This is a genomic window from Niastella sp. sgz303648, from assembly GCF_059587045.1.
Genome location: NZ_JCAPSW010000002.1, coordinates 986,439 through 1,004,515 on the forward strand (window position 1 = coordinate 986,439; position 18,077 = coordinate 1,004,515).

Below are 18,077 nucleotides of genomic sequence, written 5' to 3' on the forward strand. Positions count from 1 at the left end.
GGTCAGGAATTTACTGTTGCTGGAAGAATAAGCCTGAATTCGGTACCAATACCCGGCAGGCTGTTTATTTTAATGGTACCGTGATGGGCATCGATGATCCTTTTTACGAAATTAAGGCCCAGACCGAAGCCTTTTACATTATGCACATCGCCCGTTGGTACCCGGTAAAACTTTTTAAACAGGTTTTTCTGATATTTCTTTTCAATGCCGATACCGTTGTCTTTAACCGAAATATAAATGTTTCCATCTTCTTTACCGGTGCTCACAATAATATGCGGTTTTACCGAAAATTTGAGCGCATTTTCGAGCAGGTTCACAATGGCCAGTTCAAGATGTGCTTTATCGGCATAAAGTTCTACATTTTCATCATCATCAATCGGAATTTCAACATCGGCCTTTTTTTCATCAATCAGCGGCTGCAGTTTCGAGGCTGCCTGTTCAATGATCTCTTTTACGGGTACCGGCTTTTTTTGAATGGGCAGGTTTTTGTGGTCAGTGGCAGCAATTTGTAACAGGCGTTCTACCTGATCCTGCAGGTGCCGGGTTTGATTTTCAATGATCGTTGCGTATTTGTGTAAACGGTCGGGCTGCGTTTGAATTTTATCCTGCATCAGCACCTCAGCCGAAATTTTCATCACCGCAAGGGGTGTTTTAAACTCGTGGGTAAAGTTATTTACAAAATCTTTCTGCACCTCTGCCAAAAATTTCTGGCGGTAAAAAAAGAACAGGATCACTGCCAGCCCTATAAGTACTACAAATAAAACGGCACTGCTGATAAACCAAAAATTCATCTGGGCCAATACGTATTTATTGCGATGGGGAAAGTACAATAAAGCGTAATTGAAGGTACGGTTGTATACCGTAAGGTTGTTGCCATCTCTGGTATATCGCGATGCGGCGGCGGGTATATAAATACTTCTTTTATAGTTCGTATATCCGGCACGGTAAAATACGAGGTAGGCATCGGTTAATACATCAAAATCGTTTAACTCATGCTGCAGATAGTAAGCTATTGAATCTTCGAGAAAGTTGTTTTCTATCCTGAATAAAAAATAATTATTGCTGGGGTGTTCGATCAGGTCCTGTAAATGCGTGTAGTGTGTATCGGCAATATCAATATCCTCATATAAACCACGAATGCTTTTCACCACATTGGTATTAAATGTTTTTTGCTCAAAGGAATACACTTTATCGAGCCAGAACAACTGCACGGCAATAATCAGCATTATTAAAACGCTGGCCAGCAAAACAAGCCATCTTAGTGTTGATGAACGCATATCTCCGTGTAAACTCCTACTGGCAAATTTGCTACCCATTATGCTTATAAATTTTTTTATTCTGGTTAACTACTTGTTAAGGGAAAGTTACGAAACTGCTACATACCGGCAACACCGGAGGTATTGTTAATCACCGGTTAAGCAGGCCGTAAAATTTTACAGGAGGTGTGCATTTGAATATTTTCACATCGTCAAAACATATCCAAACAACCATTTAAAGTTCCACAAATGAAAAAAGTTTTATTGCTGGCCGGTTTAGTAATGACATTAGGCATCGCCACTATGGCTCAGGAAAAACCCAAAAAAGAGACCAAAAAAGATACTACTTCGAAGCCTATGCATATGAAGGCTCCTAAGAAAGCTACTGATACTACACATCATAAAAAACATTAAAGACGGTCGGTTTCTTTAGGGTTTAAACGTCGCTCCGGGTGAGCGGCGTTTTTTGTTACCGGTTACCGGGTACCAGTTCCCCGGATCCCAGGTTCCGGAACTCCCGTAACCGGTAACTGTTCCTTCTACAACAAAGGTGAGCCCTCCCCCAGGAGAGCTCACCTTTGCATTTTAGTCAGTTGTTTTTCTACTGTCCGGTGCCCTTCGGCCCTTCCTTATGCTTTCCGTTTCGTTCTTCCCGGATGATATTCTGCAGCAGCTTTATTTGTTCGGCCTGTGTTTCTATCAGCTGTTTAAATTGTTCCTGTATCAGCAGGTCCATTTTCTGGTGCAGGGTCCTGATCTCGATCTCTGCCTTCAGGTTTATCTGATAATCGTTCTCGTTTCGTTGCCGGTCTTTTTCTTCCTGCCGGTTCTGGCTCATCATAATTACCGGCGCCTGGATGGCCGCCAGGCACGATAACAGCAGATTAAGCAGTATAAAAGGGTAGGGATCAAAGCGTTGCCGGCCGGTTAGTATAAGATTAATTATTATCCAAATAATTAATAGCACCGCAAACGAGATGATGAATCTCCAGCTGCCGCCAAATTTAGCTACCCGGTCGGCCAGCCGCTGACCGAATGTGAGCTTTTCTTTCTGTTGCACGCTGATATTCTGCAACAGCAGCTTTTCCTCTTCAATCGACTTAAGAACTATTTCGTTTAGTTTGTTCAGGTGGTCGTTTTCGGTGTTTAACAGATCGTGAACATAGCGTGCTTTTGATGAATGCATGGTTATTAGTTTACTGGTTGATAAAGGTTAATAGGTTAATAGGTTGACAAGTTAATATGTTACCGGTTACCAGTTACCAGTTACCAGTTACCGGTTACTGGTTACCAGGAAACCGGTAACCGGTAACTGGCTTGTTCCTGTTCGTTTCAATACGCCCCAGCCCTGTAATTCGCCTTTTATTGCCTTCAGAAATGCTTTGAATAATACAATCAGCATCAGCCAGCGGTAAATAAGTCGTTGCGGCAATAACCAAAGCAGCCGCGATTTCTTTTCTTTTTCAAAATGATAGGCCATTACCGAAACAGCTGCATCTGTAAGCATGAACACTCCGTAATAAAACAGTATATGGCCTGCATTGCCGGTAAATATGCCAATGAGCATAAAGAAATCGGCCACCGGCGCAAAGGCCGGAATAATAAACTGAAACAGCAGGATATTGGGGAAGGCAGCCCAACCCAGTGCTTTATACTTTTTGTTGAATAACACATCGCGATGCTTCCAGAAGGTTTGCATTACGCCAAAGCTCCAGCGAAACCGTTGCCTGATAAACATTTTTACCGATTCGGGCGCCTCGGTAAAGGCCAGCGCTTCGTGTTCATTGGCAATGGTATACCCGCTTCGTAAAATACGCACCGAAAGATCGCAGTCTTCGGCCAGCGTATCGGTGGTAAAACCGCCGGCATCTTCAATGGCCTGTTTGCGAAAAGCGCCTATGGCGCCGGGCACCACGGTAATGCCATTGAGATAAGCAAAGGCTTCACGATCGAAATTCTGGCTGGTGATGTATTCGATACTCTGCCAGCGGGTGAGCAGGTTGTTGCGATTGCCGACCTTAACATTGCCGGCAACGGCGCCAACTGTACCTGCCCGGCCGGCCTCTCTCCGTGGGGAGGGGGCCTCAAAATGTCGCATTAATTTGCTTATGGCATCGGGCTGTAAATGGGTATCGGCGTCGATGCATACCACGTAATCGGCTTTGGATTCTTTAATACCAAAGTTCAGGGCCGAAGCCTTACCTCCATTTGGTTTGGTAAATACCTTAACCTGCGGATGGTCATGAAATGCGTTGAATACTTTTTCATAGGTGGCATCTTTACTGCCATCATCAACAAAAATGATTTCGGTATTGGGCCAGGTGGTCTTTAACAGATTGTTTACCGACCGAACGGCGTTTAGTTCTTCGTTATAGGCAGGTACAATGATCGATACCAGCGGATGACTGGTGATGGGCCCGTATAGGGTATTCTTTACTTTGCGGCGTTGCCTGATGGCCAGCCAGGCCATAAAGGCCAGCCGTGCTACCGACAGCACTATAAATAAAACAAACAATGAAAACAATAGTCTTCCTGCGTAATAACCGGCTTCGGCCAGTATATAATTGAACTGAACCAGGTAATACCCCTTGCCTTTGGGTACGGCCGGCATGAGCTCTTTTTTTTGCTTACCCAATAAATCGGCTACCGTGGTGAACTGGTATCCCTGTTGTTTAAAATACCTGATAAGGCGCGGCAGCGCTTCAATAGTTGCTTTGCGGGTTTCGCCGCCGGCATCGTGCAGCAAAATAACATTACCGCTTAATCCGGCAGCGGTTAACTCCTGTTTGCGGCGGATGGTTCTTACCACAATAGAGTCGGCCGTAACGCCGGGCTCCCAGTCGAGCGGATCGATCGATTCACCCACATCGAGGTAATTCTTTTTACGGGCAATGGCTACCGGTAACAGCTCTTCCATTTTCTCGGGTTCAAAATCGGCATTATAGGGGGCTCTGAATAAAATGGTCGAGTGGCCGGTAATACATTCAAGCAGCAGGCGGGTACTTTCTATTTCGAGTACTGCGCGCCGGGGCGATATTTCGGCAATATTTGGATGCGTGAACGAGTGGTTGCCCAGTTCGAACCCTTCGCGATACATGCGTTTTACGATCGGAATATTGTTTTCGGCATTCATACCTACCAGAAAAAATGCGGCAGGAACATGCTCTTTCTGCAATATGTCAAGCACTTTGGGTGTCCAGGTAGGGTCGGGGCCATCGTCGAAGGTCAATACCAGTTTTTTGGGATCGGCCTGTCCGTATTTTTTTACAACGAACATCGACGGCAGACTATCGTAATGCTCCTCGCTGATCAGCATGTCGGTGCTGTCTATTTCGGGCCGTATGCGGCCATCGACAGGGGTCGACAAAATATCGAGCACTTCGCCTTCACCAATATAATCCACATCGTCGCTGGCCTTTACAGTGGTAAAATCATTAAAATTGAACGACCGGAGGGCCTTCTTTTGCATATCGTTGTTATAGAATTTCCAAATGCGGCTGTCTTCACTGCCCAGGCGCCATAGCGCTGTACCGGCCAATCCGTATTCGGAGGCAAAACGCAGGCTGTTAAACGTGGTGGCTGCATCCATAAAATACACATTGTGCAAATGGTCGTCATCGTCGTAATAGCTGTAATGCAGATTGTATGAGTCGTTATCAAAATCAATAACTCCATCCGATTCGCGGGCGGTTGTTAACGCCTGCTGGTACGTGATGGTGGTGGCGGGTTCATTTTTGGGCCAGTCGTACCCGTAAGCAGCCAGTGAAAGTATCAGTTTGTTCGATGGAATTTTACGGGCTACTTTGTCAACCGCCGCTTCAATCCACTGCTGGTGTGCAATAGGGCCGGGGGCGGTGTTTTCAGAAAACTGGTCATAGGCCATTAAAAAAATATAATCGTTGTATTTGGCCAGCTGTTCATAGTTGTAATCTTCGTTAAAGGGAATAACGTCCTGGGTAACCAGTAAGTCTTTTTCGTGCAACCGGGTATATAACTCTTTTTGAAAAGCGATCAGGGGTTCGTCGGTCTTTTCCTGTAATTCTTCAAAATCAACGTTCACACCAATAAAGTGGTTCTTTTGAAGGATATTAATCACGTCGTTGATCAGCCGTTCTTTTTTCTGCGGGTCGGTTAAAATGCGGTGCACCGCTTCGCCCGTGAATTGTGAATGATAATTGTTCGACAGGATGGGCATAATGGGTACGCCACTTTTTTTCATAATATCAAGCGCCCGGTCATCTACCTGTGTATATACGGTATCGGCTTTGGGATCGATGAACATCCATTCGGGTATCACCAGGTTCAGGTTATTTATATTTCGTTGCAACGAAAAAAACGACTGCGGGTCCCAGGCTACATAAAATGCCGACCTGATGCCGCAGGGAAAGCGGTTGAAGCCTTGTGCTACCGAAGCTGCCGTTACAGGCGCATTTTTTTTATTTAATGAGGTTGCGTTTGCCGTATGATTTTCCCGGGCCGTTATAAATTTTTGAAAACCCTTGCAGGCTGCAGCCATTTTTTTACCGGGATACGAGGCATTGCTATCGGGTAGCCATTTAGCCAGTTGTTCGCGGTGTTTGTTCAAACGCGGCAGGGAAGGCGTATATACCTGCTGCAGGGCAACTATCAGTACAGTGATTGATACAATGGCAGCCAGCAAAACCAGGCATAATATCCATTTAAAACGTTTCCATCGGGTTGATGAGGTTGTCTGGAAAACTTGCATAATCGTCGGTTTTATTAAGGAAGTCCGGAAAGCCTGCCAGCCTGCCGGCTGATCCGTAGGTCGGAAAGAAAGCCACATTTGTCGACTGTATCTTTCAGACTATCGGTGTTTTTGACTTTCGGTCATCTTTATGAATACAAAGTTGATGAGATGGTAAATGTTAAAACACCCTTTAACCGCCGGTTAACGGTTAAGCGGTTGTTAACCAGTGTTATTACCGTGAAACGGTATCTTTCTCAGGTTTATGTAATGACTTTTAAATCACAGTTGTATATCGGATTTCCTAAGTAAAGTGAGAAGCACCCGGGAAGCTCTTGTGGTTTAGGTTAACCCATGGTTAATACTTAGGTAAGGTTTTTCCCCAGATTAACTGGTTTGTATAACATAGGTGTGCCATAGATATCCCGTACATTAATAGGAACGGGATATCTACGGCTTATATACGAGATATGTACGGGATATGTACGGAATATAGGACATCCCAAACAAACTGATCCCAAACAAAAGACCCTCTGCTTTTCAGGCAGAGGGTCCTTATTTTATAGTAAATTCTTACTTCTTATGCTTTCTTGGCCAGGGGGGCCGAAGGTTTGGCGGGTGTGGTTCCGGCTTTTTGAGCAGGAGCGGGTTCACCCAGCGGTTTGTCTTTGGCAAAGTCGATCAGGATCGGCGCAGCCACAAAGATCGAAGAATAAGTACCGGTAAATACACCGATCAGCATCGCAAAAGCAAAACCTCTTGTAACCTCGCCGCCTACCAGGAACAGGATCAGGATGGTGAGGAACACTGTGAGCGACGTCATAACGGTACGGCTCAGCGTATCGTTAATGGCCTTGTTGATGATGGCGGTTTTATCGGAGCCGTGCATGGTATGACTGTATTCGCGAATACGGTCGTACACGATCACGGTATCGTTCATCGAGAAACCAATTACGGTCAATAACGCCGCAATGAAGTGCTGGTCAATTTCGAGCGGGAAGGGTACCACATCTTTCAGGTACGAGAACACCGCCATCGTTACCAATACGTCGTGCAGCAATGATACAATGGTACCTAATGAATATCTCCAGTCGCGGAAACGGATAAAGATATAAATGGCAATGATCAGCATCGACCAGAAAGTAGCCCATTGTGCACCTTTCTTTAAGTCGTCGGAAATGGTAGGACTAACCTTATTTGATCCTTCTATAAAACGTTTATCGAAATCTTCATGTGTAGTACCGGCAGGCAAAAATGGCTGCAGACCGGTGTACAATGTGCTTTGTACGGCTGAATCAACACTTAAGCCAACTTCATTAACGCGGTAGTCGGTAGTGATATTCAGTTTATCGGGGCCGCCATACGTTTTAATCGTTGGCATATGGCCAAAGGTTTTTTCGAGGGCGCTACGTACCTGCTGGTCATTCACTGGTTTACCAAAATTCACAACATAGCTGCGGCCGCCGCTGAATTCAACACCATATCTGAATCCATGGAAGAATGAGCTTACACCCAGCAATAATACCACTGCAGATATGCCATAAGCCACTTTGCGGTATTGGATGAATTTAAAGGCAGCATGCTTAAAGATGCGTTTTGATAATGCCGTGAAATAAGTGAAGTGCCTGTTTTTGCTGGTATAGAAGTCGGTAATCAGGCGCGATACCAGGATACCGCAGAACAGCGATAACAGAATACCGAGAATTTGCGTAGTGGCAAAACCTAAAACAGGTCCTAAACCATATATGAACAGGATGATTGCGGTTAACAACGTAGTAATGTGCGCATCGAGCACCGGAGGCAACGACCTCAGGTAACCGGCTTTAACAGCCTGTTGGTAAGTGCTGCCTTTCGACAATTCTTCCTTGATACGTTCAAATATAATTACGTTGGTATCTACTGCCATACCAATGGTTAGTACCAGACCGGCAATACCGGGAGCGGTTAAGGTAGCGTTCAGCGCGCTTAACACACCAATGGTAAACAGCAGGTTCAATATAAGGGCAATGTTGGCAACAATACCGGCGGTATTGTAGTAAACCATCATTAATGAGAAGATTACGAGGAACGCAATACCAAAGGCCAGCATACCGCCATTTACAGCTTCGGCGCCGAGGGTAGCACCTACCTGTTGTTCATGTACGATAATGGCAGGCGCTTCGAGTTTACCGGCTTTTAATATGTTGGCAAGGTCATTGGCTTCTTCAATAACCAGGTTGCGGTTTTTAGCGCTTCCGCTTCCCATAGTAATGCGGCTGTGACCACCTTCAATTTTCTGAATTACGTTAGGAGCGCTGTAAACGATATCGTCGAGAACAATGGCAATGGGTTTGCCAACATTCTTTTCGGTGAGGTTTGCCCAGGTTCTGGCCCCGCCGGCATTCATATCCATACTTACAGCCACCTCATTGGTGATTTGATCGAAAGTTTGCTGGGCATCTTCAATAGCATCGCCTTCGAGTGTGGCTTTTTCTTTACCGGGAAGGGTTTTGATAGCATACAACCTGAGGAAGTTGCTCAGCTTGCCATCATCGTCGCGATCCTGTTTGCCGTACAGGAATTTGATATTAGCCGGAAAGCCATTGCGTACAATAGGAATGTTCAGCCATTTATTAACCGTGGCGGTATCGTTGATCAGTACAACACCCAAAGCACTGGAGTAGCTAACCTTTTGGGTTTGCTGGTCCTGCTGAGGGGGAATGAATTTTATTTTGCTTGCGAGGAAGTTACGGTTAGCAGCAGACGTATCTTTTTTGGTAGAATCAACAGCACCGGTTGAATCGGTCTTTGCAACGGCTAAATAGCTGTCGAGCGATTTCGATGCATTCATTACGCTGTTGCTGAGTTCTTCGAGCGTATATACTTCCCAGAACTGCAGGTGGGCCGTAGACTGCAGGTATTTGCGCACCCTTTCAGGATCTTTGGCGCCTGCCAGTTCTACCGTAATGATGCCTTTGGTTTCGTCAAGGCTGATGTTAGGCTGTGCCACACCAAACTGATCGATACGGTTACGAAGTACCTGAAAGGTTTGTTTCATGGCGGCATTGGCCTGGCTGCGGATGTAGTCAACCACAGCGCCGTCGCTTGCGTTTACGTTCAGTTTGTTATTGGCATTGGCAAACTGGGGGGCCAGTTTTACACCCGGATTTACATCCTTGTAGGCAGCGGCAAACAGATCGATAAAGTTCTGATCACTGGAAAGTTTTCTTTTTTGTGCTTCAGCAATCGCTCTTTGTAACTGCGGATCTTTGGAATTGTTGGCCAGCCCTTTGATGAGGCCATCCAGGGCAACGTCCATCGTTACGTTTATACCACCTTGCAAATCAAGACCTAACAACAGTTCGCTTTCTTTGGCTTTCTGGTAGGTTTGTCCCCACCAGGTAATTTTTTTATCTCTGGAGGCAGTCAGCAAGCTATCGAGATAAGCTTTGCGGGCGTTGTCTACGGTATCCTTGTAAAAGGCCCGCGTTTCTGTGTTAGAGGGGTACTTTTGGGAAGGGGATAGGTAGGTCCGTTTAATCCAGGCATCTGCTTTTTTAGCCATTTCATCTTCATGCTGGTTTACAAACCAGGTAAAGGAAAGCTGGTATAAAGAGATCAGTATCAACAGACCTGCAAAAATGCTAACCAGTGCTCTCATTTGAATGTTTCGTTTATTTTTTAAGAGTTGGCAAAGATAGTGTTTTCGGCCAGAATAGGAAGGTTTTCGGGGTACTGGTTTCAGGTTACAGGTCAGGAAATACAGGGTTTTGGGCAGGATATTTCCAAATTGGAGGAAAAATCAGGGTACCAGGTGCAGGTTTCAGGTTACAAGTTACAGGTTACAGGTTTTCCGGTGGCTTAGTTTGCTTTACATTTTAATGGTTAAATTCGAAAAATACGTTGGGTGAATGGCTGATTTTATGCCCGAATGGTCATTTTTTGCAATTTATAAAAGTTTTACCCCTCAGAAGCCTTGTAACCTGCAACATGAAACCTGTAACAAGCCCCCTGTTTTTCAATTTTCAAATTTTCGGATAAGGAGCATTTTCAAATAACCTCTTAATCGCTTTTGCCGTACTTTTGCGGCACGAAAAAATTTTCAACCATAAATATCATGCAACTATCATCCCGTTTACAGTTATTCAACGAGCCTGAAACACTGAAGATGGCTAAGTTGGGCCGTGAATTGCGCGCCAAAGGAATTGACGTGATTGACCTGAGCCTGGGCGAACCTGATTTTGATACGCCTGAGCACATTAAAGAAGCCGCCAAGAAGGCAATTGATGATAACTGGAGCCATTACACTCCGGTAGCCGGTTATCCCGAACTGCGCGAAGCAGTTTGTACCAAGCTGAAGCGTGATAACAATCTGTCGTATAAACCTGAGAATATTATTGCATCAACCGGCGCCAAGCACAGTTTGGCCAATGTGGTATTTGCCACTGTAAGCAAAGGCGATGAAGTAATTATTCCCACTCCATACTGGGTAACTTATTCTGAAATCGTTAAGCTGGGCGAAGGCGTTGTAAAGCTGGTTCCCACTTCGATCGAAAACAAATACAAGATCACTCCCCAACAGCTTGAAGCTGCCATTACCGAAAAATCGAGGTTGTTTATTTTCTCATCTCCCTGCAACCCCAGCGGTAGCGTATATACCAAAACCGAGCTCGAAGGATTGGCGAATGTATTCCGTAAGTATCCGAACATTTACATTTTGTCGGATGAAATTTACGAGTACATCAACTTTGTTGGCAAGCACGAAAGCATTGCGCAGTTTGAAGACCTGAAAGACCGCGTGATTGTACTGAACGGTTTAAGTAAAGGTTTTGCCATGACCGGTTATCGCTTAGGTTATATTGCTGCTCATCCCGATGTGGTAAAAGGCTGTGAAAAATTACAGGGTCAGTTTACCAGCGGTACCAACAGTATTACCCAACGGGCAGCTATAACTGCTTTAACAACCGATCTGAAACCCAGTTTCGAAATGACCAAAGAGTTCGAACGCCGCAAAAAACGGGTGATTGAACTGATGAAAGCCATTCCAGGGTTAACATTCGCCGAGCCCGATGGTGCTTTTTATGTATTCCCCACCATCACTGCATATTTTGGTAAAAGCGATGGCGAAGACATTATCAAGGATGCCGACGATCTGTGTATGTACCTGCTGAACAAAGCACATGTAAGTACCGTTACAGGCCGTGCATTTGGTACGCCCGATGCCATTCGTATTTCCTTTGCCAACAGCATGGAAAAAATTGAAGAAGCCTGGAAGCGTATTTCAACAGCGCTGGCGAAGCTGAAGTAGGAAGTCGGATGTCTGAAGTCGGATGTCCGAAGTCTGAAGTCGGATGTCTGAAGCGCTCTAATTATAGCCCCGGTCTGAAAATCGGGTAAAAATGATATACGATATACCCCAACAGTGGTTTGTGCCGCTGGTGGGGTTTTTTGTTTGAAGGAGCCCACCGCCGGTACCGCTATGGACCTTCCGTTGCGTCGCAATACGTTCATCGTTCGGTAATTCTATGGAACTATCCGCGTATGTAATAAGTAATTTTTTTCATGTTAATATTTAATGTCAATCAGACAATTCAGGCTTTCCTATTGATTTTTATCCTAAATTTATCCCTCACAATTATGCTTCCATGATGAAAAAAATTCTTTTAGCAGCAGCTGTTGCTTCTGTCACTACTTTATCGGCCCAGCAGAAAGATTATCCCATTCAGGCAGTTAATTTTACCGCTGTTAAGTTTACCGATAACTTCTGGCTGCCCCGCATGAAAATTAATCATACGGTTACCATTCCCGCTTCTTTTGCCCGCTGCGAAAGCACCGGCCGGGTAAGGAATTTCGAAATGGCCGCTGCCCATTCGGGTAAATTCTGCACTACCTTTCCGTTCGACGATACAGATATTTATAAAACCATTGAAGGCGCTTCCTTTTCACTGAGCCTTTTCCCCGATAAAAAGCTCGAAGCGTATATCGATTCACTCATATATAAAGTAGGCAAAGCGCAGGAACCCGATGGCTACCTGTACACCGCCCGTACCATCAACCCAAAAGAACCGCATGCCTGGTCCGGCGCCGAACGGTGGGTGAAAGAACGCGAGTTGAGCCATGAATTATACAACTCAGGCCATTTATACGAAGCCGCTTATGCGCATTTTTATGCTACCGGTAAACGAAATCTGCTGAACATCGCTCTTAAAAATGCCGATCTGATTTGCTCGGTTTTTGGTCCCGGTAAAATGCAGGTGGCGCCCGGACATGAAATTGTTGAAATGGGCCTGGTAAAACTGTACCGCATCACCGGCAAACCGCAATACCTGCAAACCGCTAAATTCTTTATTGAAGAACGCGGCCGGTTTAAAGGATACGATGCCAAAAACAAAGACCCCTGGAAAAACGGTTCGTATTGGCAGGATCATATACCGGTGGTTGACCAGAAAGAAGCCCTGGGACATGCCGTTCGCGCGGCATACCTGTATTCGGGGGTGGCAGATGTAGCCGCATTAACCGGCGATGAAAAACTGTTGCAGGCTATAGATTCCATCTGGCAAAATGTGGTCAGCAAAAAAATATATGTACAGGGCGGTATAGGCGCGATACCCGCCGGAGAACGCTTTGGCGATAATTATGAATTACCCAACGCTACTGCCTACAACGAAACCTGCGCCGCTATTGCCAATGTGTACTGGAACTACCGCATGTTTTTGCTGCATGGCGATTCGAAATACATGGATATTCTCGAAAAATCATTATACAATGGATTGATATCAGGTGTTGGTCTCGATGGAAAATCATTTTTCTATACCAATGCCATGCAAATCAAAAACAGTTTTTCGCACCAAAGCATGGAACCTGTTCGCTCGGGCTGGTTCGATTGTTCCTGCTGCCCCACCAATTTAACAAGGCTCATCCCTTCCATTCCGGGTTATGTGTATGCACAAAAGGCAGATGCGGTATATGTAAATTTGTTCGTATCGGGTAATGCCACCCTGCAGGTACATGGCAAACCGGTAAGCATTGTACAGCAAAATAACTATCCCTGGGATGGCGCATTAACCTTTACCATATCGCCCCAAAAAACCGATGCATTCACGATGCTGGTGCGCATACCGGGCTGGGCTCGTAACGAAGCTATACCATCTGACCTGTATGCCTTTGCCGGTAACACCGATAAAAAAGTAACCATTGCCATAAACAATCAGCCTGTTGATTACACCATTGAAAACGGATATGCGGTAATCAAAAGAACATGGAAAAAGAATGATGTGCTGAAAGTAGACTTGCCTATGGAGGTGCGTAGGGTTACAGCCAATGAAAAAGTAAAAGACGATCAGGGAAAAGTGGCTTTACAGCGTGGGCCGGTTATTTATTGTGCCGAATGGGTTGATAATAATGGCAAAGCTTCGAATATTATTATTCCGGCCAATGCTACATTTCAGGCGCAATTCAAACCCGATTTGCTAAACGGGGTAGAGGTTTTAACAAGTGAGGTTCCGGTAATAAATATCGAAGAACAAACTCAAACGGTATCAACCAGCCGCAAAACATTTACAGCCATTCCGTATTATGCATGGGCCAACCGGGGCAAAGGCGAAATGATGGTTTGGTTTCCCGCACAGATAAAGGATGTTGAAATAATACCAATAGACAATAAGCAATAGACAATTGACAATAATAGCCGGTAAAACAGTGCCACACCTTCAACGTGTGGCATTTTGATTTGGTGCATTGCCAATTGCTTATTGCCAATTGCCAATTGCCCGTTGAAGCACTGGCATGATTTTGTTTATACATATATAACCAACTATCCCCACTCAATCATAAAACTACTTACATGAAAAACGGTTCAATGAAATCAGTGATCAATTTAAATTGGTTTGCTGTGGCTCCCGGGGTATGGGGCCTGAGAGACATTTTTGTAAACGTATATTTAATTCATAATGCCGTTGATAAAAAATGGGTGCTTGTTGATACGGGCTTAAAACGCAGTGCTTCCAAAATTGTAGAACTGGCCGATAACTTTTTCTGGCCCGATTCAAAGCCTGCAGCTATTATTTTAACCCACGGACATTTTGACCACATAGGTTCGGTTGCTCAACTGGCGCGTGAATGGGACGTGCCGGTGTATGCTCATTTAATGGAGTTACCCTATTTAACCGGACTATCGCCCTATCCGCCTGCCGATCCCTGGGCCGGCGGTGGTTTGATATCGTTCTTTTCGCCTGTTTTTCCGGCCGGGCCTATCAACATAGCTGACCACATAAAATTGTTGCCCGAAGATGGCAGCATTCCCGATTTACCTGAATGGCGATACATACATACACCCGGTCATTCGCCCGGTCATATTAGTTTATTCAGAAAAAGAGACAGGGTGTTACTGGCAGGCGATGCCTTTGTTACCACCCGCATGGAATCGGCAGTATCGGTGATGTTGCAGGTTCGCAAACTAACTGGTCCGCCGCGTTTTCTTACGCCCGATTGGGGCGCAGCCGCCAAATCGGTAAGGGCGCTTGCTAACCTGGAGCCGGAAACAGTGGCTACAGGGCACGGACAGCCCATGAAAGGTGAACAAATGCGGAAAATGCTCCACAAACTGGCCGATAATTTCGAAGAACAGGCTGTACCGCATCATGGCAGGTATTCAAAAGAGCCAGCTGTGGCCGATGAAAGCGGGGTAACTTATATTCCAAACCCGCAAAACAAAACGGCTCCGGTAGCAGGTATTATCGCCGGTGTTGCAATAATTGCCACCGTTGCCTGGATGGTGTACCGCAAAAACAAAAAACGTCATGAAACATTTTGGATGCAGTTGGGAAGAGAAGTGGAGAAGCAGGTTGAAAAAGCAGTATTAGTGTGAAGGAATGTGCCAATATGCTAATGTGATAATATGCTAATGTGATAATTTGCTAATGTGATAATTTGCTAATGTGATAATTTGCTAATGGAATACATTGTATTTTTCATTAGCATATTAGCAAATTGGCAAATTAGCTAATTAACTTTTCGTGTAACGCCAGCACCTGCGGTATCACCGCTTTCTGTTCATCGTTATAAATGATAAAATCGCACAAACGCATTTTAATTACTTCCTGTATTTGTTTGCCCATGCGTGCCAGCACCTGTTCGCGTGTTGAGCCATCGCGTTTCATGGCACGCAAAATGCGCAATGGGGCAGGGGCCGATACGCCAATTACGTAATCCAGCTGGTCCTGGCTGCCGCTTTCGAATATCAGCGCAGCTTCTTTAATGGCATATGGCGCTGTTTGCTGGTGCATCCAGCGTTCTGCATCGCGCAGGGTGGCAGGGTGTACCAGTGAATTTAACAGTTCAAGCTTTTCCTTACTGTTGAAAACCATGCTGGCCAGGTATTGGCGGTCGAGCAGGTTGTTCTTATACGCAGCAGCGCCAAAATGCTCAATGATCTGTTGTTGTAACAAGGGATCTTCGTTCATAATGCGTTTGGCCGCTTCATCGGCATAATAAACGGGTATGCCCAGTACTTCGAATACTTTGGCTACAGTGCTTTTACCACTGCCAATGCCGCCGGTTAAGCCGATACGTAAACACATAGGGGAGCAAGTTAGGGAAAGTTGGTAAGTTAACAGGTTAACAAGTTGACCGGTGACCAGTTACCGGTGACCAGTTACCAGTTACCGGATATCGGTTACATGTTACAGGTTGCAGGTAGAGCAGGGGCATAAAAAAGGCGAGCCGTTAGACTCGCCAGTAGAATTATCTTTCTTCGTCCCTTTTTGGGGGAATTATTTGGCAGGTGTAGTAGCTGCTGGTTTGTTTACGTTAGCAGTCATCTCCATAGAGATGGCGCTTTTTTCAACTTTCATATAACTACCGGGGCTTGTTTCCATTTCAATGGTGCCATCGTCATTCATTTTGTTAACCCTGCCGTGAATACCGGCAATTGTAACAATTTTGTCGCCTTTCTGTAAATCTTCCTGAAACTTTTTGGCCATTTTGGCTTTTTTGGCCTGCGGACGAATCATAAATAACCAGAAAACGAGGATCATACCTACCAAAAGTGCCAGTTGCATGAAACCTGCGCCGCCGCCGCCAGGTGCCTGTAAAAAAATAACTAAAGCTGTCATATTAATTAGAAAATTTGAAAATGTGAAAATTTGCAAATGTAAAGCAATCTCAAAATTCAATAGCCGTCATTTGCATATTTGCTAATTGGCTGATTTGTTACTTGCTTTTCACTACTTCAACATCAAAATGTATGGTATGGTTCTGTGTGCCTTTGGTATTGGCTTCAACATAAATGTCTTTCCGGTTGATGCCTTCGCGGCCCTGGCTGTTAAAGGAAGCCTGAATGGTTCCTATGGCGCCAGGTGCAATCGGTTCCTTGGGAGGTTCAGCCGCCGTACAGCCGCAACTGGGGCGAACGCTGCGGATGATCAATGGCTTATCGCCGGTGTTCTTAAAACGGAACGATACATCCAGTTTTTGCCCTTCATTGATCTTGCCATAATCTTTAACTGAGTCGATCCACTGAATGGTAGTGAATTTGGTGCTGTCGAAAGGCTCAGGTGCCGTGGCAGCGCCATTGGCAGGCTTATCGCCATAATCGCAGGCAATAAAACAGACTGCTGTTATTAAGGCCAAAAAGTATTTCATCAAGGAATTAATTTTTTGCAAATCTACTTAATGCCAGGTAATCAGGAAGGTTTATGCGCCGCATTTGGCGAAAAAGACACCTTATGCATTTTATTTTCCCGGATAAGATCTTTATGAATATTATCCAGTATGCCGTTTACAAACTGGCCGCTTTGCTGGGTGCTGTATTCCTTGGCCAGGTCGATGTATTCGTTGATGGTAACCTTGGGCGGAATGGTTTCGAAAAATAAAAACTCGCAAACACCCATGCGCATCAGTATCATATCAAGCGAGGCAATGCGTTCGGGGTCCCAGTTTTTGAGTTTGGGTTTAATGTATTCCATTGCCAGCTCTTTCTTTTCAATAGTGGTTTGCAGCAGGTTTTTGGCAAATTGCCATTTTTCCTTACTTATTAATTCCTGAAAATTATAGGCGCCGGGTTTGTTAAAGAAGTTCTGCATCAGCACTACCAGCATATCGGCATCATCGTCCCAGTTGGTAAAAAGCTCTTCGATGTGGCTGGTAAAGTCTTCGTTTGGCAGTAACAGGGTATTAAAGATATACTCCAGCATATCTTTTTCGTCTTTTTTATCCCTGCCTTCTACGGCTATGTATTGTTTGTATTTATCAGATTCAACCAGCTCGAGGTATAATTTGCGTAACAATTCCGCATTATCCTGCAGTTCGGGCTTATCGTCTTTCACAGCCTGTTTCCATGAAGGATGTTCCAGTATCTTCCATAACAATTCATTGCCGGCTAACTTAATATTAACGTTCAGATCTTCTTTGGTGGGCAAATGTTTCGAGGCGCGGTTGCGGGCGTCGGTCTCTGCATAACGGGCTACTTCGGTAAGGAACCAGATCATGTATACAAAAAGCTGACGGGTTTGATCAAAATGCTTTTGTAAAACTTTTACGCTATCGGCAGGTTTCCCAACGGCTTCTCCGCCTGACTCTGCAAACTGGCTTTCCACAGCATAAAGGGTTTGCATTACCTTCACACGAATATTTCTTCTGCTGATCATCTTGCAAGAACTTGTTTTTGAGGGCACAAAGCTAACAGATTTCATGGGTTACACCCAAAATCGCGGTCATTATCTTTTTAATAATGTTGTTAATGGGCAGTTATTTGGCTGGCAAATAGCTGATTAGGCAGCAGGCAATAGGCAGTAGGCAATGGGCAATAGGCAAGTGGTATGTAGTAAGTAATAAATGAATAAATATTATTCAATAGTCTACAGGCAAAGAATTACGGGTTCTTCCTGCTTCCTGTTCCCCGCTTCTTACCCTGGGCCCTGGACTTCCGGCCTCTGCTTCCGAATGCTGTAAATTTGGCACATAGCTCAACCTTATACCACCCCGATTGTTTCGGCTTTCTGTCAGAGTAGGTACAAAACGCTGAAAAAATGACCTTTGAGACCGGATTGGTACAAAATTCGTTTACTTTTGCCGCCCGGCTAAATACGATTTGGCAGGGAATTCCCGACGCTTCTTTTTTCGGGGAGATTCAAATCCTA

The 18,077-nt window shown here is 45.0% G+C and carries 13 protein-coding genes; 4 read left to right on the top strand and 9 right to left on the bottom strand.

Annotated elements, in window-relative coordinates; genetic code table 11:
* Positions 1–2 precede the first annotated feature (2 nt).
* A complete protein-coding gene (locus AC59IL_RS08560; RefSeq protein WP_496551690.1) occupies positions 3–1,277 on the bottom strand; it encodes a sensor histidine kinase in 1,275 nt (424 codons plus the stop codon).
* A 228-nt stretch (positions 1,278–1,505) separates the two neighbouring features.
* Between AC59IL_RS08560 and AC59IL_RS08565 the strand changes: the two genes are divergently transcribed.
* Positions 1,506–1,670: a hypothetical protein gene (locus tag AC59IL_RS08565; RefSeq protein ID WP_496551691.1), complete on the top strand. Its 165-nt coding sequence runs from the start codon at positions 1,506–1,508 to the stop codon at positions 1,668–1,670.
* Positions 1,671–1,685: 15 nt separating this feature from the next.
* Here AC59IL_RS08565 and AC59IL_RS08570 read toward each other — a convergent pair whose 3' ends face one another.
* The 4 genes from AC59IL_RS08570 to secDF form a co-directional block, all read right to left on the bottom strand.
* Complete coding sequence (locus tag AC59IL_RS08570; protein WP_496551692.1) at positions 1,686–1,832, bottom strand: hypothetical protein; 147 nt, start codon at positions 1,830–1,832, stop codon at positions 1,686–1,688.
* Positions 1,833–1,857: 25 nt separating this feature from the next.
* A complete protein-coding gene (locus tag AC59IL_RS08575) occupies positions 1,858–2,442 on the bottom strand; it encodes a DUF1003 domain-containing protein (RefSeq protein ID WP_496551693.1) in 585 nt (194 codons plus the stop codon).
* Between the two features lie 87 nt (positions 2,443–2,529).
* The gene (locus AC59IL_RS08580) at positions 2,530–5,982 is read right to left on the bottom strand and encodes a trifunctional glycoside hydrolase family 18/polysaccharide deacetylase/glycosyltransferase family 2 protein (RefSeq protein ID WP_496551694.1); all 3,453 of its coding nucleotides are present in this window, start codon (positions 5,980–5,982) and stop codon (positions 2,530–2,532) included.
* Positions 5,983–6,541: 559 nt separating this feature from the next.
* Positions 6,542–9,601, bottom strand: coding sequence for a protein translocase subunit SecDF (secDF, locus tag AC59IL_RS08585; RefSeq protein ID WP_496551695.1), 3,060 nt, complete (start codon positions 9,599–9,601; stop codon positions 6,542–6,544).
* Positions 9,602–10,057: 456 nt separating this feature from the next.
* Here secDF and AC59IL_RS08590 point away from each other — a divergent pair, with 456 nt between their 5' ends.
* The 3 genes from AC59IL_RS08590 to AC59IL_RS08600 all read left to right on the top strand — a co-directional run bounded on the left by AC59IL_RS08590 (position 10,058) and on the right by AC59IL_RS08600 (position 14,806).
* The gene (locus tag AC59IL_RS08590; protein WP_496551696.1) at positions 10,058–11,248 is read left to right on the top strand and encodes a pyridoxal phosphate-dependent aminotransferase; all 1,191 of its coding nucleotides are present in this window, start codon (positions 10,058–10,060) and stop codon (positions 11,246–11,248) included.
* Positions 11,249–11,585: 337 nt separating this feature from the next.
* On the top strand, positions 11,586–13,610 hold the full coding sequence (locus AC59IL_RS08595) for a glycoside hydrolase family 127 protein (RefSeq protein ID WP_496551697.1): 2,025 nt from the start codon (positions 11,586–11,588) through the stop codon (positions 13,608–13,610).
* A 173-nt stretch (positions 13,611–13,783) separates the two neighbouring features.
* On the top strand, positions 13,784–14,806 hold the full coding sequence (locus AC59IL_RS08600) for an MBL fold metallo-hydrolase (RefSeq protein WP_496551698.1): 1,023 nt from the start codon (positions 13,784–13,786) through the stop codon (positions 14,804–14,806).
* A 130-nt stretch (positions 14,807–14,936) separates the two neighbouring features.
* On the opposite strand, the gene coaE is transcribed toward AC59IL_RS08600, so the two are convergent.
* From coaE to nusB, 4 genes are all read right to left on the bottom strand, one after another.
* The gene (gene coaE, locus AC59IL_RS08605; RefSeq protein WP_496551699.1) at positions 14,937–15,518 is read right to left on the bottom strand and encodes a dephospho-CoA kinase; all 582 of its coding nucleotides are present in this window, start codon (positions 15,516–15,518) and stop codon (positions 14,937–14,939) included.
* Positions 15,519–15,710: 192 nt separating this feature from the next.
* Positions 15,711–16,052, bottom strand: coding sequence for a preprotein translocase subunit YajC (gene yajC / locus AC59IL_RS08610; protein WP_496551700.1), 342 nt, complete (start codon positions 16,050–16,052; stop codon positions 15,711–15,713).
* A gap of 97 nt (positions 16,053–16,149) precedes the next feature.
* Positions 16,150–16,581 carry a DUF1573 domain-containing protein gene (locus AC59IL_RS08615; protein ID WP_496551701.1) on the bottom strand — a complete coding sequence of 144 codons (432 nt, stop codon included), beginning with the start codon at positions 16,579–16,581 and terminating at the stop codon, positions 16,150–16,152.
* Positions 16,582–16,622: 41 nt separating this feature from the next.
* On the bottom strand, positions 16,623–17,585 hold the full coding sequence (gene nusB / locus AC59IL_RS08620; protein WP_496551702.1) for a transcription antitermination factor NusB: 963 nt from the start codon (positions 17,583–17,585) through the stop codon (positions 16,623–16,625).
* Positions 17,586–18,077 lie beyond the last annotated feature (492 nt).